The sequence below is a fragment of the Flavobacterium lotistagni genome, assembly GCF_011392125.1.
GTDB classification, from domain to species: domain Bacteria; phylum Bacteroidota; class Bacteroidia; order Flavobacteriales; family Flavobacteriaceae; genus Flavobacterium; species Flavobacterium lotistagni.
The window spans coordinates 83,619-104,916 of sequence record NZ_JAAJBU010000010.1 but is presented as its reverse complement, the minus strand read 5'-3'; the positions used below and the strand labels follow the sequence as shown (position 1 = coordinate 104,916).

Here is a 21,298-nt window from a genome sequence, read left to right as displayed (position 1 = left end):
AAATGTCTATAAAAAATATCCGTCTGGAAGTGATGCAATTTCTGGAAAACAAAGTCGAAGGCTTCATGGACCAATACCTGATTCCGGTAGAAAAAATTTGGCAGCCTTCAGATTTTTTGCCCCAATCTGGCAGTGACACTTTCTTGGAAGAAGTCAAAGAATTGCGGGAACTTGCCAAAGATTTGCCTTATGATTTTTGGGTAGCGATGGTCGGCGATACAGTTACCGAAGAAGCGCTGCCTACCTATGAATCTTGGCTTATGGATGTAGAAGGCATCGACAACGTAGAGCGCAACGCTTGGTCAAAATGGGTGCGTCAATGGACCGGTGAGGAAAACCGTCACGGCGACGTACTAAACAAATACCTTTATTTATCTGGCCGAATCAACATGCGTGAAGTAGAAATTACTACTCAGTATTTGCTCTCCGATGGTTTTGATATTGGCACCGATCGCGATCCGTATAAAAATTTCGTCTATACTTCGTTTCAGGAGTTGGCCACTTATATCTCACACAACCGCGTTTCGCAACTGGCCAAAAGTTACGGCGACAACAAACTCTCGAAAATGTGCAAGATGATTGCCGGAGACGAGATGCGCCACCACCACGCTTATAGCCATTTCGTGCAAGAGATTTTCAATGTTGATCCTAACGGAATGATGCTCGCTTTCCACGATATGATGAAGCGAAAAATCACGATGCCTGCGGTTTTCCTTAGAGAATCCGGTCAGGAAGTAGGCTCGGCGTTTGAACAATTCTCCAATTCTGCTCAAAGAATCGGGGTTTACACGGCAACAGATTATGTAGAAATCATGCAGAAACTGATTGAAAAATGGGAAATCGAGAAAATCACCGGCTTGGCTGATGAAGCAGAAAAAGCACGAGATTACGTGATGCGACTTCCAGCGCGTATGGCCAAAGTTGCCGAACGGTTTGTTATTCCGCCGGATGCCTTTACTTTTAAATGGGTGGAGCCGGCCACCATTAAATAATATTTCAACTTAATATAAATGTTGGATTTTGAAGTAGCGATGCTTTGAGGTTCAACATTTTTTTATCCAAAACTATGAGCGACCTACATTTGATTCCGAAAACTATTGCTTTTGTTCAACAACAACTCGCGGGCGCCGAAGGAGGTCACGACTGGTTCCATATTGAGCGCGTTTACAAAAATGCGCTACTGATTGCACAAAGCGAAAACTGTGATGAAAGGGTGGTAAAATTAGGCGCGTTGCTGCATGACATTGCCGATAGTAAATTCCATGGTGGTGACGAAACCATTGGGCCCAGAACCGCCAAACTATTCCTTGAAAGCGAAAATGTTGCGCAAGCCACGATTGAACACGTAATCAACATCATTGAAAACATCTCTTTCAAAGGCGGTAATTTCCAGAAAACGTTTCATTCCAAAGAACTCGATATTGTTCAGGATGCCGACCGTTTGGATGCCATTGGCGCCATTGGCATTGCGCGTTGTTTCAATTACGGCGGATTCAAGAACCGCGTTTTATACGATCCGGAGATTGCGCCGAATCTTCAGATGAGCAAAGAAGAATACAAGGCCAGCAGTTCGCCGACAATCAATCATTTCTATGAAAAACTGCTGCTGCTCAAGGACCAAATGAACACCGAAACAGGCAAACGCATTGCGGAAGAAAGGCATCTTTTCATGGAAAATTTCTTAGGACAGTTTTACTCCGAATGGAATGGGGAGAAATAAAAAAGAGAGCCCGAAGGCTCTCTGATTGGCTATAGCGTCAATTTTAAGATTTGCTTTTTCTTTCCCTTTTGACCTAAGAAGAAGACCGAATCACCACTGAGTTCGCCATTGGCTACCATAAATGGTACTTCGTTGTCTTTGTCATCGAGTACTTCGCGATAATCAAAATCACCATTCTCATTGATCCTGATAATATTGAGATTCGACCGCTTCGCACTGGCTTCTTTAAACTCGATGCGGTCGCGGCGTATTTTCCTGACCTTTTCTCCGGTATTGATAAAGAAATAGGCATCAGACCCTTTTGCGGCTGAAGTGAAGGAAAAATAAGGGTTTAGCGTCGGATAATCTTGGCGTTTATTGATGTTTCTGGCCCAAATGATATCTCCAGAAGCGCCAATTTTTGCGCTGATAATGTCGTCATAATGATATATTGTATAAGTACGTGTACCGCCTTGAGGCGAATAAGTTGTAGTTGTAGTGATATAAAATTCTTCAGCATTTAAAATGATTTCGTTTTGAGTGTTGATGATCATTTTTTTGAAACTGACATTCTTCAACTCCTTGTCTTTGTTTTTACCGTACTTGTCAATCATGAATTGCTCTGTAAACGGATTGTATTTTGATTTTTTTATGGCCAGGGTTGTAGGGTCTAGTTCAAAATAACTGATTCCTTTGAAACGATTGTCATTGCGATCAGAATAAAAACCAACACAAGTTAACCGGTCTTGAAAAATGATGGTTTTTAACGAGGCCGCATAATGATCTTCGGTATCGAATACTTGGGTTTTGGAATCCGTACTGGTAATTCGGGTAAGTTCATATTGGTAACGACCGCCGTCCTTTTTCTTTTTAGCTTCTTCGGTTTTGGCCTTGCCTAAAAGGTATAAGATATTACCGTCTTTGGAAACATCAATATTCTCATAAACAAATTTGCGGTCCTTGATATCTCTTTTGAATGTATGATCTAATTTTTGGTTCAGCGCCTTGTCGAACAAGTATATTTTATGGGTTTCAGCAGCTTTGTCTTGAATGTCGATAGTGATGGCAAACGCCGATCGGTCTTCATTGATTATCATTTGTGCACCCCGGTCGCTGTCATAGTTGGCAGCCCCGCCACCTATTCCAAAAAAGCTGACTTTTGAACCTCTCTTTTCGACCTGCTCATAGCTGATACGGAATAGTTCTTTGGTGGTAAAGTTAAAATCGTTGATATCGGAAGTCAGCGCATTACAGATGTAGGCTTTCTCCGTCTTATCGTACAGGTACTCAATCATGCTGATCTGGTTTCCATTGGAAATGGTCCCTAAGATAACACCGTATGTTTTTCTGTCGCCCTTGGTCTGTTTAGACTGGTATTCATACTCTTTCAAAAGTTTCAGGTTGCTATCGTAATGTTCGAAATAATAACCTAGTCCTGACGAAAAAATACCGCCGGCATAGGAACGCACGATTAAGACACCGCCGCTACCATCATCTTCTACCAACTCAATATTGGAATTTTTGTATTCATCTTTGAAAAGTTCGCTTTTGGTCACTTTCACGGGGATTTCCTGCGCAAAAGAGTGCCAGGAAAGCATAGCAAAAGCTAGGCAGTTAAGTAGTTTCTTCATTTTAAATAGGTTGAATGTCTGGCCGAATATAAGAATTTATTTTGCAAATGCCCTATTTCCCGCTAAATTCCGCTTTTCTTTTTTCCAGGAATGCAGTAGTTCCCTCTTTGAAGTCTTCGGTGCCGAAACATTTTCCGAAACATTTGATTTCAGTTTCATAACCATTAACACCATCTTTAAAACCGGCATTCACCGCCTTGATTGCTTGGGAAATAGCCGTTGGGGAATTTTTGATGATTTTCTGTGCGATGCCTTTGCAGTAATCAATCAGTTCGGCTTGTGGTACCACGTGGTTCGCCAATCCTAAACGATAAGCATCCTCTGCCGACATCATCCCGGCGGTCATGATCATTTCCATGGCACGGCCTTTACCGATAAGCTGTGGCAATCTTTGTGTTCCGCCATAACCTGGAATTACTCCTAAAGAAACTTCCGGCAATCCCATTTTGGCATTGTCTGAGGCGACTCTGAAATGACAAGCCATCGCGAGTTCCAAACCGCCGCCTAATGCAAAACCGTTAACTGCAGCAATTACTGGCGTTTTGAGTTTCTCCACAAAATCGAACAACAACTCTTGTCCGCTCGATGCCAAGTGCGCGCCTTCTTCTACAGAAAAATGAGCAAACTCAGCAATATCGGCTCCAGCAACAAAAGCTTTTTCGCCACTTCCGGTTAAAATAATCGCGCGGATTTCAGGGTTAAGTTCGAGCGTATTGAAAGCGTGATGCAATTCCTGAATGGTGGCCACATTAAGCGCATTGAGTTTGCTCGGACGGTTGATAGTAACTTCAGCAATTGCGCCTTCAGCGGTTACCAAAATATTTTCGTAATTCATAGTTTAAGAAGGGATTAAAGGAAGCGCGACCATAAAAGTGGTGCCTTTTCCGTATTCGGTTTCAAATGTAATTGTTCCTTTATAATTTTCGATAATATTTTTGATAATTCCCAAACCGAGGCCCATACCGCTGTTTTTGGTGGTGAACTTGGGCTCGAATATTTTGTCCAGGTACTGTGATTGAATACCGGTTCCGTTGTCGCGCACCAGAATAATGACTTCGCTCGGATGCCTTCTGACCGATACCAGAACCGATTTGTAATCCTGATGCTCCGGTATGGATTGAATGGCATTTTTGACTAAGTTGGTAATAATCCGAATGAGTTGGGTGCGGTCCATTTTGGAGATGATTTCTTTTTCTTCGGATTCAAACACGAGATAATCTTCATTGAAAATATCCAGCGCGAGTTCGACCACTTCCACTACATTCAAGGTTTCGTTTTGTTGGGCCGGCATCGAGGCAAAGTTTGAGAAAGCCGAAGCCACGGCACTCATCGTGTCGATTTGTTGAATGAGGGTTTCTGAATAGTCTTTGAGTTTTTGCTGCAGTTGCGGATCGTTCGGATCGAATTTTCTCTGGAAACTCTGCACGGTAAGTCGCATCGGTGTCAGCGGATTTTTAATCTCATGTGCGACTTGTTTGGCCATTTCACGCCAAGCTTCTTCCCGTTCACTTTGGGCCAGTTTCACGGCGCTTTTCTCGAGTTCGTCGACCATGCCGTTGTAGGCTTTGATCAGCAAATTGATTTCCTTGCTGTTGGCTTCGAGCACAATTTTCTTGTTCTTCTGGTTCAGGCTCGTCACGCTCAAACGGTCGGAAATGGTCTTGAGCGATTGCGTGATATAAGTCGATAAGAAATAAGCCAAAGCAAAAGCAATCACGAGCATGAACGCATAAACCTGACCGAGTCGAATTAGGAAATTCTGGAGTTCTTTTTCGTAAAATCCGTCGTCTTCTACATAGGGTAAATTCAGAATGCCCAGCGGTTTGAACTTTGCGTCTTTGATTTGGCTGTAGGAGGAACGATTGCGTACACCGTCGATGTTTTTAATATCTACGTAACGTTTTTCTATTGAAGATTGTACGAGTTTAAGCACATATTTCGGAATCGGCGGCGAAAGTGTATCGACCGAAAATGACGCTTTTGAAGATTTAAGCAATTTGCCGTCAAGGCTGTAAATATTGATTTCGAGCCCATGAATTTGAGCCAGTTCGTGGATTTTGTCCTTAAAAATCAAACCCAAATTTCTAGAATTCAGCGGATAAGTCGTCGTAGAAAGCACGTATTGAATGTGTTCCTTAATCGCGGTTTCTTTGCGTTCCAATCGTTCCTGATGGTAATCTTTTGCCTCGTTCTTGAACTGGATAATCGAAATCGACGCCATCAGAATCGACGCAATCAAAATCAATACAATCATCGACAGGAAAATCCTGATTCGCAGTGAAAGCATCGACATCTTGAATTTGGCCGCCATTTAGGATGGGTTTTGTTCGCGTATTTTTTTGTAGAACCTAAAGCCCAGCATGATTAGCATCGAAAATAAAATAATTCCAACGACACCGTAAATCCAGTTCACGGCATTTTTGAGGATGACCAGAAACACCACGGCGAATAAAATAATCGTGGCGCCTTCGTTCCATAAACGCATGAAATTAGAAGTATGCCGAACCTCATCGCGCTGCAACTGTTGGTATATCTGATGGCATTTCAAATGATACAGATACAGCAGCAATACAAATCCGAGTTTGACGTACATCCAGGGCATTTGCAACCAAGCATTTCCCAAATCAGTGAAGAACAGCATCCAAAACGCAAAGAAACTAGCCAAAACAGCCGAAGGCCAAGTAATGATATACCACAACCGATAGGTCATGATTTTGTACTGCTTTTGCAAAATTTCCTTTTCGGGCGAAGGTTTTTCAGCGGCTTCAATCTGATAAACAAACAACCGAACAATATAAAACAAGCCTGCAAACCAAGTCACGACGAAAATCAGATGCAGCGATTTGAGGTAATTGTAAAGTTCCATCATTTTTGTTTCTAACACTAATTTCACGAATTAACACGGATTAATTTGTGCAAATCCGTGTTAATCCTTTTAATTTTTTTTGTTGGTTGCCCAATCAGTGATCCAGTCTGCTACCGTCTGGCACCATGGATCTTCATCGTTCAGGCAAGGTACCGCAAAGAATTCTTTTCCGCCATTTTCGATAAATTCCTCGTTGGCGCGCATGGCGATTTCTTCTAACGTTTCCAAGCAATCTGATACAAAAGCAGGTGTTACGACGGCCAATTTCTTAATGCCTTGCGCTGGCATTTTATTGATTTCCACATCGGTGTATGGGGTAAGCCATTTGTCTCCGGCCAAACGCGACTGGAACGTCTGGCTGTATTTCCCTTCCGGAATACCTAAAATTTCCACCACTTGGCGCGTGGTTTCGTAACATTGGTGACGATAACAGAATTCGTGCGCCGGCGATGGCGTAGCGCAACATTTGTCGTCAATGGTGCAGTGCGATTTAGTGACATCAGTTTTGCGGATGTGGCGCTTGGGAATGCCGTGGTAAGAAAACAACAAATGGTCATATTCAAATCCTTCAAGGTGTTTTTTGATTGACATCGCCAAGGTTTGTATGAAATCCGGTTTGTTATAGAATGCCGGCACTTTCGTTATTTTCATCGTGGGGAAATGGGCTTTTTGCAACTCATCGGCCAACGCCCAGATCGTCGTAGTCGAAGCCATAGCATATTGCGGATACAAAGCCAGCAGCATCACTTCGGTTACACCTTTATCCTGAAGTTCTTGCAATCCTTTTTGAATGGTCATCGAACCATAACGCATGGCTAAAGCCACTGGAACGTCGACTAGTTTAGAAACTTTTTGGTGCATCTTTTTAGAAATCACCACCAGCGGAGAACCTTCTGAGGTCCAGATTTTCTCGTAGGCTTCGGCAGATTTTTTAGGGCGGGTTTGCAAAATAATGCCCCGAACGAGCAAGGCGCGTAATAAGAAAGGTACGTCGATCACGTACTTGTCCATCAGGAACTCGTCGAGATAAGGCTTAACATCTTTTGGGGTTGGGCTTTCGGGCGAACCCAGATTGACCAATAAAACTCCTTTCATAATTTTAATTTGAGGATTTGGAAATTTGAGGATTTGAAGATTAGTGCTGTGCCAAATTCATTTTCGGTTTTCCAAATCGGTTGAATTACTTTTAATATTAGGTTTCTTTCTGGAGGTAAAATTTCATCGAATACGGTTCCTCCATTTTCAAATTTTCAAATTATCGTATTCGAATGGATTGACATTAAATATTTTTTCGGCGTGGTGGCGAATTTCTTTTTGAAAGCCGCGATAAAATGGCTTCCGGTGCTATAACCGATTTTCAGTCCGACTTCGTTCACATTGTAGGAACCGCTGTCGAGCAACCGGCGCGCGTAATCCATTTTGTAATCGAACAAGAAGCCGTAAACCGTATCGCCATAAATTTGTTTGAAACCCATTTTGAGTTTTTTCAGATTCAAACCTACTTGATCCGCGAGTTCTTGCAAACCTGGCGGCTCGGCCATATTCGCGATAACGATGTCTTTGGCTTTACGGATTTTCATCACGTTTTCCTCATCGACCAAAAACGGACATTGTTCTGCATCTGGGTCTTCAGAGCGATTGAAATACAAACTCAACAATTCGTAGCCTTTACCTTTATAATATAAATTCTTGATTGACGGATGCAGGTTGTAATGGAACAATTGGCTCAAGACAATCGCCATCGAAGGACTGATATCGGTTTCGTTGTAGTACTTTTTGTCTTTGTTTTCTATGGCCAAAAACGGAATGTGACCGGCTTGATCTGAAAATAAAGCGTGAAATTTCTGAATAGAAACAATCACCGAAATTACCCACGAATTCGGAGCGACTTCCAAATGCAGCGGTAACTCTTTCTGCGGATTGTAGAGCAGCAAAGCCTTTTCTTCTCTGAGCTCTAGGGCGTAAGTTCCTTGATTGAACATGAACTTGGCCTTTCCTTTGATTCCGAAGTGAAACTGAATGAGCCCTTGCTTAATTTGTCGCTCGGCAGTGTACACCTTATCATCCTCATTCTGAAAACGGATTAGGGTAAAATCTTCTTCAATTGTTATTATCTCTTGAGAACCCATAGCGATATTTTTTGAATTGCATTTCAGAACCAAATCTTGTTTTTTATTTAGAATAAATCTACATAAGAAATTTGAAAAGGCTTGATTCTACTGCAAATTTATAAGAAATAACGAATAAAGGAACTTTTCGGTAGGAAATATCCCTGAGCGTTCTAAAAAGCACTTTGAGCGTTATTTTTATAGAAGTCATAGTAATACTTTTGTTTGACCTTTTGAAGGAAAAGTGATTTATGAAAAACCAAACGGCTCCAAAACCGCATTATTTTTACGCCGTCGGACTCAGCTATAAAAAAGCCGATGCCGAAATCAGAGGAGCATTCAGCCTCGATGCCAAAGCTAAAACCAAAGTCTTAGGACAAGCCAAGTCCGAAGGAATTGAAAGCTTAATTGTTACTTCTACCTGCAACCGTACCGAAATTTATGGTTTTGCCGAGCATCCGTTCCAACTGATTAAACTCATTTGTGAGAACTCAAACGGAACTGTAGAAGCTTTTCAAAAAGTGGGGTTTGTTTATAAAAGCCAAGAAGCCGTCGATCATATGTTCCGTGTCGGAACCGGTTTAGACAGCCAAATTTTAGGTGATTTCGAAATCATCAGCCAAATCAAAGCCAGTTTCAACGAATCCAAATCGTTTGGTCTGATTAATACCTTTCTAGATCGGCTCATCAATGCAGTGATTCAAGCCAGCAAAAAAATCAAGACCGATACCGAGATTTCATCGGGCGCGACTTCGGTTTCGTTTGCTTCGGTACAATATATCATCAAAAGCGTTCCAGATATCGGAAGCAAAAACATCTTGCTTTTCGGCACAGGAAAAATCGGTAGAAATACTTGCGAGAACTTGGTCAAACACACCAAAAACGAGCACATCACTTTAATTAACCGCACCAAAGACAAAGCAGAAAAACTGGCCGGAAAACTCAATTTAATCGTTAAGGATTATTCTGAATTGCACCTTGAATTGCAAAAGGCCGACGTTGTGGTTGTGGCTACCGGCGCGCAAAACCCAACCATAGACAAAGCCATCTTGAATCTCAAAAAGCCGCTGCTGATTTTAGATTTGTCGATTCCGAAAAATGTTCACGAAAACGTCAAGGATTTGAAAGAAGTGACCTTAATCCATATGGACCATCTTTCACAAATGACCGACGAAACCCTCGAGAAAAGAAAATCGCATATTCCGGCAGCCGAAGCCATTATCGAAGAAATCAAAGAAGAATTCCTGAACTGGACCAAAGCCCGAAAATTTGCGCCGACCATCCACGCTTTGAAAGAAAAACTCAATTCGATTAAAGATGGCGAGCTGAATTTTCAACGCAAGAAAATCTCAAACTTTGATGAAGAGCAGGCCGAACTCATCTCGAACCGCATCATCCAGAAAATCACGAACCATTTTGCGAACCACCTCAAAGACGACAATACCACAGTGGAAGAAAGCATCGAATGGATTGAGAAAATATTCCAACTCGAAACTACCCTGAAATAATAACTCCAGGGCAGCACAATGACAGAGAAAACCATCAGAATCGGCACCCGAGACAGTGAACTAGCCCTTTGGCAAGCCCATACTGTAGCGCAACAACTCAAAGATTTAGGTTATAAAACCGAGATTGTGGCCGTGAAATCTCAAGGCGATATCATTCTCGACAAACCATTATACGAACTCGGCATCACCGGGATTTTCACCAAAACCTTAGACATCGCGATGATAAATGGTCAGGTGGATATTGCCGTACATTCGATGAAAGACGTGCCGACCGCTTTGCCACAAGGCATTGTTCAAAGTGCTGTTTTGCCTCGAGCGAACATTTTGGATATTTTGGTACACAAAGGCGACGTCGATTTCACCCAAGAAAATAGTATTGCCACAGGTAGTTTGCGCCGTCAAGCACAATGGCTCAACCGTTATCCGAACCACAACGTCGTGGATTTGCGCGGCAATGTGAACACGCGTTTACAAAAGCTCAAAGACAATCCCTGGAACGGAGCCGTATTTGCCGCCGCCGGCCTAGAACGCATCAACCTCAAGCCGGAGCATTCTATCGATTTGGATTGGATGATTCCAGCACCAGCACAAGGCGCAATGGTTGTGGTCGCGATGGGCAACGATAATTTTTGTCTTGACGCGGTTTCGCTGCTCAACGATATTGAAACCGAAGTTTGTACGCACATTGAACGTCAATTCTTGAAAACGCTCGAAGGTGGCTGTACCGCTCCAATTGGGGCAATCGCTCATCTCACCGAAGACGACGACATTGTTTTTAAAGGCGTTTTACTCTCGCTTGACGGAAAAGAAAAAGTACTGGTTGAAAAGTCCATCCCAATTCAAGAATGGAAAAAACTAGGTTATTTCTGCGCCCAAGAAGTATTGGAGAATGGCGGTAAACAGATCATGGAAACGCTCCGATCGCAAATGAAAACCAAAGGATAAATGGAAAATTCCCCGCGCATCCTATCGACCAAAAAGCTCTTGCCCAACCAGAAGCAGTATTTACTGAGCGCAGGTTTTTCGGTCATAGAAGCGGATTTCATTGGTATCCAACATTTGGAATTTAAGTTCGATAAGGTTGGCGAATTCCTGATTTTCACAAGCCAGAATGCTGTGGAAAGCGTCTTGAAAAACAAAAACCACAAGAGCATTTTGCATAAGAGATGCTTCTGTGTGGGCGAAAAAACCAAAGCCCTGCTTGAAGAAAACGGTTTTGTGGTTTTGATTTATGCCGATTACGCCTCAGAACTCGCTTCTACCATTTGCAACAAATACCAAAAACAGGCTTTTACTTTTTTCAGCGGCAACCTCAGAAGGGATATTTTGCCCGAAGCTTTGCAATTGGCCCAAATCGAATTTGAGGAAATCCCAGCTTACGAAACCATTTTCACGCCGATTGAGGTGACTTCCCCAACGGATGGGATTTTGTTTTTTAGCCCTTCAGCAGTCGATAGTTTTACAGAAGTCAATTCGCTAAAGAATCAAACTTGCTTTTGCATTGGGAAAACCACTGCGGAAGCCGTAGAAAAATACTCAGAAAACATTGTCATTGCCCACCAACCGTCGATTGAGAACGTGATTGTGCAATGCATCCAATATTATAAAAACAAACTACAATAGTAGCCCGATTATGATCAAGAACGATTTATTTTTAAAAGCCTTAAGAGGAGAAACCGTAGAACGTCCGCCGGTATGGATGATGCGTCAAGCCGGACGTTATTTACCCGAATTCATTGCCCTGCGTGACAAATACGATTTTTTCACCCGTTGCCAAACCCCGGAACTCGCCGCCGAAATCACTGTGCAGCCAATTCGCCGTATCGCTCCGGATGCCGCAATTCTGTTTTCAGATATTCTCGTCGTGCCGCAAGCCATGGGAATCGAAGTTTTGATGAAAGAAAGTGTAGGGCCATTTTTACCCAATCCGATTCGCACGCCGCAGGATGTTGAGAAAGTTATCGTTCCCAACATCGACGAGACTTTGGGTTATGTTATGGACGCGATCAAACTCACCAAGGAAATGCTCAACGATGAAGTGCCGCTGATCGGTTTTGCCGGTTCGCCTTGGACAATTTTTTGTTATGCGGTGGAAGGCAAAGGCTCTAAAAGTTTTGATACTGCCAAAGGGTTTTGCTTCACGCATCCCGAAGCTGCGCATGCTTTGTTGCAAAAAATCACCGATACGACGATTCTCTATTTAAAAGAAAAAGTCAAAGCCGGTGTCAACGCTGTACAGGTTTTCGATTCTTGGGGCGGCATGCTTTCTCCGGTGGATTATCAGGAATTTTCTTGGAAATATATCAATCAGATTGTTGAAGCTTTGGCCGATGAAACCCACGTGATTGTTTTCGGAAAAGGCTGCTGGTTCGCTTTGCAGGAAATGGGCAAAAGCCGTGCTTCAGCACTTGGTGTCGATTGGACTTGTACGCCTAGAAATGCCCGCTATTTGTCTGGCGGCAATATCACTTTGCAAGGTAATTTCGATCCGTCGAGATTGCTCTCACCGATTCCGACAATCAAGAAAATGGTACACCAGATGATCGACGAATTCGGCAAAGACAAATACATCGTGAACCTTGGTCACGGGATTCTGCCGAACATTCCGGTGGCTCATGCCCAGGCGTTTGTCGATGCGGTGAAAGAATATAAAAAGTAACTACTGGGCGTGTCGCGGCTCCCAAAAAGCTACTCGCATTTTGCTCGCCGCCACCGCGCTGTCCGCAGTACACGGTACTTTGCTGCCATCGCTCACGCAAACCTGACAAAACCAGACCATGTCGTTAACATTCAAAATCCACGACCAAGAGAACGAGCGCATCAACAATATCCTCAAGAGGTTGATTGGGCTGGATGGTTTGCCGCAGGTCAGGACTTTATTCTTAAAATCCACTCAAAAATCAACGCTGCTAAATTTGTGAAACCATGATCTATTGGAGCATCGAAGACAGCAAACATATTTATCCCGAGGAATTTTTCCACATGGTGCAAAAAAACCTCGACCACATCAGCGCTACTTTTCCTATTACGGTGAAAGCCTGCACCACTTTACCCAAAACACAGGAATTTCTCAATAAAAACCGCCGCAAGCAAAACGAAAACCAAGGCTATTATTTCTACCTTCGGAACACGAAAACACAGAAACTCATCGGTTACCTCTGCGTAAAAAACATCAACCGACATATCCGAAAATGCGAACTGGCTTACTTTATCGACAAGGATTTTCAAGGCCAAGGCATTACCTCTGAGGCTGTTGCTAAAACGGTGAACTTCTGTTTCGAAGTCATGAAAATGAACAAAGTTTACATTTGTACTTCGAAAGTCAATGCCGCTAGCCAACGTATCGCTACCAAGCTCGGTTTCAAACACGAAGGTTTGTTGCGCGAGGAATTCAAAAACGGTCAGGCGATACTCGAAGACATCAACTATTACGGATTGCTCCGATCAGAATACCAACCATGAAAGATACTTTTTACCATTACATCGTCGATTTGCAAAACCGCATCACCGCTGAACTGGAAGCCGTCGATACACAAGCGAAGTTCCGCGAAGACATTTGGCAACGACCTGAAGGCGGCGGCGGGAAAACACGCGTGATCGAAAACGGGAAAGTCTTCGAGAAAGGCGGCGTGAATATCTCGGCCGTACACGGAAAACTACCCGAAGCGATGCAGAAAATGTTCAACGTGAGCGAAGCAGATTTTTTTGCCTGCGGACTCAGCCTGGTCATTCATCCAAAAAACCCAATGGTGCCGACCGTTCATGCCAACTGGCGCTATTTCGAAATGTATGACGCCGATAGGAAAATCATCCAGCAATGGTTCGGTGGCGGGCAGGATTTAACACCTTACTATTTGTTCGAGGAAGACGCGATCCATTTCCATCAAACCTGCAAAACCGCTTGCGATAAGCACAACGCTGAATTCTATCCGAAGTACAAAAAGCAATGCGACGAGTATTTCTGGAACACGCACCGCCATGAAGCGCGTGGTGTCGGTGGTTTGTTCTTCGATTATTGCAGAGCGACCGAACAAATGTCGATGCAGGATTGGTTCAATTTCGTGACTGAAGTTGGCGATAGTTTCCTTCAAGCTTACGTTCCGATCGTTGAAAGAAGAAAAGAATTGCCCTATACCCAAGCGCAAAGAACTTGGCAGGAAATCCGACGCGGGCGCTATGTCGAGTTCAATCTCGTACACGACAAAGGCACGCTGTTCGGCCTGAAAACCAATGGCAGAATCGAAAGCATCCTGATGAGTTTACCGCCGCATGTGCAGTGGATTTATGATTATCATCCGGAGCGAGGAAGTGAGGAGGAAAAGTTGATACGTGTGTTGGAAAAACCTAAAAATTGGATAAATTAGCTGTCAGCTATCAGCCGTCAGATTTAATTTATGCGAGATTATAAGAAATTTTCAGTTTGGGAAAAATCACACCAATTGACCCTGGACATATATGTCTTAACGGCATTTTTCCCAAAAGACGAATTGTTTGGACTGACCAGTCAAATGAAAAGATCTTCAAGTTCAATCCCAACAAATATTGCAGAGGGTTGTGGTAGAAATTCTGACAAAGATTTTTGTCGCTTTTTGTACGTTGCATTTGGCTCTGCAAATGAATTAGAATATCAAATTATTTTAAGTATGGATTTAAAATTTATTGAACTAGAGAAAGGTCAAAAGTTACTATCTCAAGTAGAAGAAGTAAAGAAAATGCTAAACGGACTAATAACAAAGCTAACCTCTAAAAGCTAAAGGCTGACCGCTAATAGCTAACAGCTAAAAATCAAAAACATGTTCCCACTAAATCGAAATAGAAGACTAAGAACCACCGAAGCCATCCGCTCGCTGGTTCGCGAAACCATTATTTCCCCAAATGACTTTATCGTTCCGCTGTTTGTCGTGGAAGGTAAAAACATCCGCGAAGAAATCCCGTCGATGCCCAACTATTACCGCCTGAGCCTCGACAACCTAGAGAAAGAAGCCAAAGAACTCTGGAATCTCGGTTTAAAATCGGTTTTGCTTTTCGTGAAAGTGGATGATAAGCTCAAAGACAACAAAGGCACCGAAGCTTTGAACCCGAACGGCCTGATGCAACGCGCAATCAAAACCGTGAAAAACGCCACGCCTGGAATGCTCGTGATGACCGATGTGGCGCTCGATCCATTTTCTTCTTATGGCCACGACGGAATCATCGAAAATGGCCAGATCGCCAACGATATTACCTCAGCCGTTTTGGCCGAAATGAGCGTTTCGCACGCCGAGGCCGGAGCCGATTTTGTAGCCCCGAGCGACATGATGGACGGACGAATTCTCGAAATTCGCGACGCATTGGAAGATGCTGGTTTTATCAACACCGGAATTCTGGCTTACAGCGCTAAATATGCCTCTGCGCATTATGGACCGTTCCGCGATGCTTTAGACAGTGCGCCGGTCGATTTACAAGACATCCCGAAAGACAAGAAAACCTACCAAATGGATTACCACAACCGCATCGAAGCGATCCGCGAAACCTTGATGGATATCGAAGAAGGCGCAGACATCGTGATGGTCAAACCCGGAATTGCTTACCTAGATATTGTGCGCGAAGTTAAAAACGCCGTTGAAGTTCCAGTTGCCGTTTACCAAGTTTCGGGCGAATATGCCATGATTAAAGCGGCTTCTCAACGAGGCTGGCTTGACCACGACGCGGTGATGATGGAACAAGTCACCGCCATCAAACGCGCCGGTGCCGACATGATTGCAAGCTATTTTGCTAAGGATGTAGTGAAGATTTTGGGCTAAGTGACATTTGTCATTTTCAAACCATTTCTGCCATAGTACCTTTGGGTCACTTAAGTCATTTCCCATGAAAACAATCGCGATTTTAGCCGCTGCGGCAATCATTTTTAGCTGCAACAAAAAAGAAAATCAAGACTTCGGAAAACCTTCCGAGCCTGAGAAAACCACTGTCAATTCTGCCGAATTTCCGTTGGCTGAGAAAGGTGCTGAACTCTTCCAAGGCACCGGAAAATGCGCCACTTGCCACAAGACTGATGTAAAAGTAATCGGTCCGAGCCTTCAAGAAATCGCTCAAAAATACACAGAAAAAAAAGCCAGTATTGCCCATTTTCTCAATGGCGAGAGCGACCCGATTGTCGACCCAACCCAATTCGAAGTCATGAAAGCCAATTTCGTGATCACCAAAGCCATGAGCGCTGAAGACCGCCAAGCGTTGGAGCAATACATTTACAGTCAAGGGAAGTAGTTTTTTCAGGAGCCGGGAACCTGCTATCCGCTATATCTTTTGTTCTGAACCCCAGAACAAAAGGATGCCGCTGCCATCAGGGCTAGGACCAACCGGATTATAAGACGATAAGACCGTTAGATTAGGACGCGCTATCTTACAGTCTTAAAATCCTACCATCTTAAAATCCTTTTTAACTATCTTTCAGCCATGGAAACCGCTTACCTCAAAACGCCGCTCGGTGTCGCTAAAATCTGTGGAGACGAAAATGGAATTACCGAAATTTCAGTACTTGATAATGGCGAAGTTTCCAAGCAAATCCCCGCTGTTTTAAAAGAAGCGGCTTCTCAACTTCAGGATTACTTCAACGGCAAACGCACCACTTTCGATTTCAAACGCAACCCGCAAGGCACCCAGTTCCAGCAAAAAGTCTGGAATGCACTGCTCGAAATCCCATTTGGCAAAACCGTTTCCTACATGGACATCACCAAAAAACTCGGCGACGTGAAAGCCATCCGAGCGGTAGCTTCAGCCAATGGCAAAAACCCGTTATGGATTGTGGTTCCGTGCCATCGCGTCATCGGCACCGACGGTTCGCTCACGGGCTACGCCGGCGGATTGTGGCGCAAAAAATGGTTGTTGGAACACGAAAGTCCGAGCGCGCAGCAAAGTCTGTTTTAAAAGTCAAACACGAATTTCACCAATTGACACGAATTAATTGGCCGAAATTTGCTTATATTCGTTTAGATCAAATACGCGCACATGAAATTCCTTAAAAAGTTCCTGCTCTGGTTTACCGTTGTCTTCGCCACGATTATCGCTTTACTTTATATCTTCCAGGTCGATTACCTGATCAAAGCCGTGCGCACGATTTACTTCAACGGACACACCACGGCATTCTTAAAAGACTACACCGAATTCGACAACCGCACGATTCCGAAAAGTCATCATCCGCAACCTTGGGCCACTGCGAAAGATTATAATTCTGTTAAGCCGACCCAAGAACTTGAAAATTGGCACCAAAAAACCGGCACCGTAGCTTTCCTGATTATAAAAAATGACAGCGTTTGGAGCGAAAGTTATTACGAAGATTACGACCAAAACTCCAAATCGAACTCGTTCTCGATGGCCAAGAGTATTGTGTCGGCCTCGCTCGGCAAAGCCATTATACAGGGCAAAATCAAAAGCCTCGACCAGAAAGTTGCTGATTTTTTTCCAGAATTCAGCAAAGGCACTTCCGCGAGAATGACCGTCGGGGATTTGTCCTCGATGTCTTCCGGTTTGGATTGGGATGAATCGTATTACAGCCCGTTCTCGATTACCACTCGCGCTTATTTTGATGAAGATTTAAACAAAGTCATCCTCGGTTTGAAAGGTGTTGACCAGCCCGGAAAAGCCTACAAATATCTTAGCGGGAATACGCAATTGCTCGCCATGTGTATTGAAAAGGCCACCGGAAAAAGCCTCGCCGATTATGTCGCGGAAAACTTCTGGGAACCGATGGGCGCTGAAAATGAAGCACTCTGGCAAACCGACCACAAAGACGGCATCGTAAAAGCTTACTGCTGTTTTGCGAGCAATGCCCGAGATTTTGCTCGTTTTGGGAAACTCTACAAGCAACACGGAAAATGGAACGGACAGCAATTACTTGACAGCGCTTTTATCGCCAAATCCACCCAACCCAGATTTGCACAATCGCCCGAATATGGCTACGGCTGGTGGCTCAGCGATTATAAAGACAAGAACATCTTCTACATGCGCGGGCATTTAGGACAATACGTAATTGTAATCCCGCAAGATGATTTGATTATCGTAAGATTAGGAAACCACCATCAGCACCACGATAAAACCAATCCGCACAGCGAGGATTTTTTTGTATGGATTGACCAAAGCTATGCGATGCTGGCCCAAAGAAAATAATACACGCCGAAAATTTGTTTCACTTAATTTATATACGCCATGATTGAAAAACTCTACCTCGAAAACATTTTGTTCCTCGACATCGAAACTGTACCGGAACACGAAAACTTCGATGCACTCGACCCGGATATGCAAGTGCTCTGGGAAACCAAAACGCAATACCAACGCAAAGACGATTTCTCCGCAGAAGCCTTTTACGACCGCGCCGGAATTTGGGCTGAATTTGGAAAAATCATTTGCATTTCTGTAGGTTATTTTACCCTGAAAAGCGATGTTCGACATTTTCGGGTTACTTCTTTTTTCGGTGAGGAAGTCAAGATTTTAAAGGATTTCTCAGGTCTTTTAGAAAACCATTTCAACAAACCGCAACATCTTCTTTGTGGGCACAACGCCAAAGAATTCGACATTCCGTTCATCGCCAGAAGGATGATTATCAATGGTATCGCGCTGCCCTCCAAACTGAACCTGTTCGGCAAAAAACCTTGGGAAGTACCACATTTAGATACTTTGGAAATGTGGAAATTCGGCGACTACAAAAACTTCACTTCACTGAAATTGCTTACCAAAGTGCTCGGCATTCCTTCATCTAAAGGCGATATCGATGGCAGCCAAGTCGCACAAGTGTTTTACCAAGAAAAAGACATCGACCGAATCATTACTTATTGCGAAAAAGATGTGATTGCCGTGGCTCAGGTTTTTTTAAAATTCCGCCGTGAAGATTTGCTGGTAGATGACGAAATTCTCCATATTTAACCGATAGCACTTTGCAAAGTTGTAAGTTAATGCGTTGAAATCTTTCCCACGAAGCCTCTGTTGGGTCAAAGAGAATTCTATACATTTACGAAAAACTAAAATATGGTATTAAGTAGGTTCTGGCTCGCGATTTTTATTTCTTCGATTTTGTTTGTCGCTATCAGTTTGTTTACCGGCAACAGCTACACAATTGATTATGTACTCAACGGAAAGAAAGACGATCCGGTGCTAGTGGGTGAGAAATACAAAGAACAGCTTCCGGCTTTTATCCGCGACAGTATCGAGAAAGCACCCGAGCAAACGATGGTCATCAATCGCGACACGCTGAACGCCGACTCGACTTATGTGTTTAAGAACAAGACCGTGAAAATCTATAGCGGCGTGCAGAAATCAGACGGCTTGCTGCCGACTTGTAAAAATACCTTACTCGATTTGATTCTGCCGTTGATTGCTTATCTGGCTTTCTTCTGCGGGCTGATGGAACTATTAATCATTTCAGGGGCTTCGGGAAAACTAGCAAAAGTGCTAAGTCCGGTGTTCGTGAAAGTGTTTCCGAGTATTCCGAAAAACCATCCGTCGATTTCTTATATGACTTTGAATTTTGCCGCGAATTTCCTCGGGCTCGATTCTGCGGCGACACCATTCGGGCTTAAAGCGATGGAAAGCCTGCAGGAAATCAATCCGGAGAAAGACAAGGCGAGCGATGCTCAGATTATGTTCATGTGCCTCCACGCCTCGGGGCTTACCTTGATAGCGACCTCGATTATTGGTTATCGCGCGGCGGCTGGTTCGGCAAATCCGGCCGATGTAATGCTGCCTTGTATCATTACTTCTTTCATAGGAACCATTGCGGCTTTTCTAATTGTGGGCATCAGGCAGAAAATCAATTTCAAAAGCGCGTCTTTAGTGGTCGGTTTGATGGGATTGATTGGGGCAATCATTGGGTTGCTGATGTATGTAAACCATTTGGATTTGATTGGTAAAAACTACTTTACTTCGAATCTTTCCGCTTTGATATTGGTCGGGATTATTGCTTTTACTTTGATTTTTTCGTTTGTAAAGGAGAAGAAATTTGTCGAGGCGAAGACCACTGTTTTTGAAGCTTTTGTATCGGGAGCCAACAACGGTATTAAAACCGGCGTGACTATTTTCCCTTACGTATTGGGCATGCTGGTGGCCATTTCGTTATTTCGAAACAGTGGCTTGTTTGAAATCGTCAGCAATTGGATTGCCTTTGGTTTTTCAAATATGGGCGTGAGCAAAGACATTACCGACGCTTTACCGGTGGCATTACTGCGGCCTTTTAGTTCTGCCGGATCTAGAGGGTTTTTGATTGATTCGATGAATACCTTCGGTGCCGATTCGATGACCGGAAGATTGAGCAGCATTTTTCAGTGCAGTGCAGAAAGTACGTTTTACGTGATTGCCGTCTACTTTGGTTCGGTGAATATCAAAAATACGCGTTACGCTTTGGGCACGATGCTTTTGGTGGATGTGATTTGTGTGATTACTGCGATTTTTGTCGCGGGTTGGTTTTTTTAATTCACAACCAATTTAGCAGTTTTAATTAATTGATGGTTTTCGAATAGTTCTGCGAAGTATAAACCTTTTGCTAGATTTTCTATATTGATGCTGACTTGGGCACCACTAAAATACCTTTCACAAACCAACTGCCCTTGCATATTATATAATTTTACAATTGCTTCTTGCAGGGATAGGTCTGAATGAATGGTAAATGAGGTGCTAAACGGGTTGGGTGAAAACGTAATTTTTTCCGGTGTAAACATATTATCAACAGCGGAAAGTAGTCTCTCACAATTGTTGTTTCCGTATACATGCTCATTATTTTGATACACACAATTAGTGTAGACCATGTTGCCTCCGCTTCCTGACATGACAGCCTGATAATTGTGTTGTGGATAAAACGGATGCTTATTGCTTCCTACTCCTTCAATCCATACTTGATAGATAGACCGACCCAGATAACGCGAAGACAATTTTATTCTTTTGCGCAAACCTACATTGGTTTGGATTTCATCCACTAAAATAACGGTCCAAGTGTATGTAGTTAAATCAGAGCGGCTAAACCCAGGTTGTGTGATCGTGTCACCTACTTGAAAATTAAAATCATAAAGTAGCATTTCTACTCCGTTAAGCAATTTGTAAACTCTTTTATTGACAACGTCTTCTCGCAGATAAACTACCGGAACTAGATTGCGGTCGGAATCATATTGCGGAAAACGGTCTCTGTATGGCGTGTAAATATGTCCTTCAATAGTCACGTCTTGCTCGGGAGTATAAACTTTGGTTCTATGAGGAACACAACAGGCAACCGAATGGGTGACAATCCAAGTGGTCTGATTGAGTAACGGATGATAGTCTTGAGCCCATACGGTGGTTTCGAAAATAGCTGAAAACGCGAGCAAAAACAATAGTCTTTTCATTATCAAAGATTTAATTCATTCACAACCAATATTAAAAAATAACAATGGCGTGCTAGAATTTTTGCCGTAACCAACCTAGAAAAACGACAAAATGCACTTCGAACTAACTTTTTAAGATTACAATACCGAATACTTTTGAGATTA

23 protein-coding genes are annotated in these 21,298 nt (G+C 43.3%); 16 read left to right on the top strand and 7 right to left on the bottom strand.

The genetic code is table 11. From position 1 onward, the window contains the following. The first annotated feature begins 2 nt into the window (after positions 1-2). Complete coding sequence (locus G4D82_RS11645) at positions 3-992, top strand: acyl-ACP desaturase (RefSeq protein ID WP_166337454.1); 990 nt, start codon at positions 3-5, stop codon at positions 990-992. A 74-nt stretch (positions 993-1,066) separates the two neighbouring features. Continuing rightward, positions 1,067-1,720: an HD domain-containing protein gene (locus G4D82_RS11640; protein ID WP_166337453.1), complete on the top strand. Its 654-nt coding sequence runs from the start codon at positions 1,067-1,069 to the stop codon at positions 1,718-1,720. A gap of 29 nt (positions 1,721-1,749) precedes the next feature. Here the strand turns inward: G4D82_RS11640 and G4D82_RS11635 are convergent, their stop codons facing one another. From G4D82_RS11635 to G4D82_RS11610, 6 genes are all read right to left on the bottom strand, one after another. Further along, a complete protein-coding gene (locus G4D82_RS11635; RefSeq protein ID WP_166337452.1) occupies positions 1,750-3,330 on the bottom strand; it encodes a hypothetical protein in 1,581 nt (526 codons plus the stop codon). 52 nt (positions 3,331-3,382) lie between these two features. After that, positions 3,383-4,165, bottom strand: a complete 783-nt coding sequence (locus tag G4D82_RS11630) for an enoyl-CoA hydratase/isomerase family protein (protein WP_166337451.1) — start codon at positions 4,163-4,165, stop codon at positions 3,383-3,385. A 3-nt stretch (positions 4,166-4,168) separates the two neighbouring features. Continuing rightward, positions 4,169-5,641: a sensor histidine kinase gene (locus G4D82_RS11625; protein ID WP_394352292.1), complete on the bottom strand. Its 1,473-nt coding sequence runs from the start codon at positions 5,639-5,641 to the stop codon at positions 4,169-4,171. Then, positions 5,642-6,196: a CopD family protein gene (locus G4D82_RS11620; protein ID WP_166337483.1), complete on the bottom strand. Its 555-nt coding sequence runs from the start codon at positions 6,194-6,196 to the stop codon at positions 5,642-5,644. It lies immediately after the preceding gene. Between the two features lie 69 nt (positions 6,197-6,265). Next, positions 6,266-7,291, bottom strand: a complete 1,026-nt coding sequence (gene hemH / locus G4D82_RS11615) for a ferrochelatase (RefSeq protein WP_166337450.1) — start codon at positions 7,289-7,291, stop codon at positions 6,266-6,268. 155 nt (positions 7,292-7,446) lie between these two features. Then, a complete protein-coding gene (locus tag G4D82_RS11610; RefSeq protein ID WP_166337449.1) occupies positions 7,447-8,325 on the bottom strand; it encodes an AraC family transcriptional regulator in 879 nt (292 codons plus the stop codon). A gap of 230 nt (positions 8,326-8,555) precedes the next feature. Between G4D82_RS11610 and hemA the strand changes: the two genes are divergently transcribed. From hemA to G4D82_RS11540, 14 genes are all read left to right on the top strand, one after another. After that, positions 8,556-9,812 (top strand): glutamyl-tRNA reductase, encoded by a 1,257-nt coding sequence (gene hemA / locus G4D82_RS11605; protein ID WP_166337448.1) that lies wholly within the window; start codon positions 8,556-8,558, stop codon positions 9,810-9,812. Between the two features lie 18 nt (positions 9,813-9,830). Beyond that, positions 9,831-10,757, top strand: coding sequence for a hydroxymethylbilane synthase (hemC, locus tag G4D82_RS11600; RefSeq protein ID WP_166337447.1), 927 nt, complete (start codon positions 9,831-9,833; stop codon positions 10,755-10,757). Continuing rightward, the gene (locus tag G4D82_RS11595; protein ID WP_166337446.1) at positions 10,758-11,435 is read left to right on the top strand and encodes a uroporphyrinogen-III synthase; all 678 of its coding nucleotides are present in this window, start codon (positions 10,758-10,760) and stop codon (positions 11,433-11,435) included. It abuts the gene before it with no gap. A gap of 10 nt (positions 11,436-11,445) precedes the next feature. After that, on the top strand, positions 11,446-12,471 hold the full coding sequence (gene hemE, locus G4D82_RS11590; RefSeq protein WP_166337445.1) for a uroporphyrinogen decarboxylase: 1,026 nt from the start codon (positions 11,446-11,448) through the stop codon (positions 12,469-12,471). A 118-nt stretch (positions 12,472-12,589) separates the two neighbouring features. Continuing rightward, entirely contained in the window at positions 12,590-12,733 is a 144-nt protein-coding gene (locus G4D82_RS11585) for a hypothetical protein (RefSeq protein WP_166337444.1), read from the top strand. A gap of 4 nt (positions 12,734-12,737) precedes the next feature. Next, positions 12,738-13,274, top strand: a complete 537-nt coding sequence (locus tag G4D82_RS11580) for a GNAT family N-acetyltransferase (protein ID WP_166337443.1) — start codon at positions 12,738-12,740, stop codon at positions 13,272-13,274. Continuing rightward, complete coding sequence (gene hemF, locus G4D82_RS11575; RefSeq protein WP_166337442.1) at positions 13,271-14,176, top strand: oxygen-dependent coproporphyrinogen oxidase; 906 nt, start codon at positions 13,271-13,273, stop codon at positions 14,174-14,176. The genes G4D82_RS11580 and hemF overlap by 4 nt, the downstream gene beginning before the upstream one ends. A gap of 30 nt (positions 14,177-14,206) precedes the next feature. Further along, entirely contained in the window at positions 14,207-14,566 is a 360-nt protein-coding gene (locus tag G4D82_RS11570; protein ID WP_166337441.1) for a four helix bundle protein, read from the top strand. A gap of 39 nt (positions 14,567-14,605) precedes the next feature. Further along, positions 14,606-15,595: a porphobilinogen synthase gene (gene hemB / locus G4D82_RS11565; protein WP_166337440.1), complete on the top strand. Its 990-nt coding sequence runs from the start codon at positions 14,606-14,608 to the stop codon at positions 15,593-15,595. A gap of 64 nt (positions 15,596-15,659) precedes the next feature. Beyond that, positions 15,660-16,058: a c-type cytochrome gene (locus tag G4D82_RS11560; RefSeq protein WP_166337439.1), complete on the top strand. Its 399-nt coding sequence runs from the start codon at positions 15,660-15,662 to the stop codon at positions 16,056-16,058. A gap of 189 nt (positions 16,059-16,247) precedes the next feature. Beyond that, a complete protein-coding gene (locus G4D82_RS11555) occupies positions 16,248-16,718 on the top strand; it encodes a methylated-DNA--[protein]-cysteine S-methyltransferase (protein WP_166337438.1) in 471 nt (156 codons plus the stop codon). A gap of 81 nt (positions 16,719-16,799) precedes the next feature. Continuing rightward, positions 16,800-17,957 carry a serine hydrolase domain-containing protein gene (locus tag G4D82_RS11550; RefSeq protein WP_166337437.1) on the top strand — a complete coding sequence of 386 codons (1,158 nt, stop codon included), beginning with the start codon at positions 16,800-16,802 and terminating at the stop codon, positions 17,955-17,957. Positions 17,958-17,996: 39 nt separating this feature from the next. Continuing rightward, a complete protein-coding gene (locus G4D82_RS11545) occupies positions 17,997-18,710 on the top strand; it encodes a 3'-5' exonuclease (protein WP_166337436.1) in 714 nt (237 codons plus the stop codon). Between the two features lie 102 nt (positions 18,711-18,812). Further along, positions 18,813-20,252 (top strand): nucleoside recognition domain-containing protein, encoded by a 1,440-nt coding sequence (locus G4D82_RS11540; protein ID WP_166337435.1) that lies wholly within the window; start codon positions 18,813-18,815, stop codon positions 20,250-20,252. On the opposite strand, the gene G4D82_RS11535 is transcribed toward G4D82_RS11540, so the two are convergent. Next, positions 20,249-21,154, bottom strand: a complete 906-nt coding sequence (locus tag G4D82_RS11535) for a T9SS type A sorting domain-containing protein (protein WP_166337434.1) — start codon at positions 21,152-21,154, stop codon at positions 20,249-20,251. The genes G4D82_RS11540 and G4D82_RS11535 overlap by 4 nt on opposite strands. Positions 21,155-21,298: the final 144 nt, after the last annotated feature.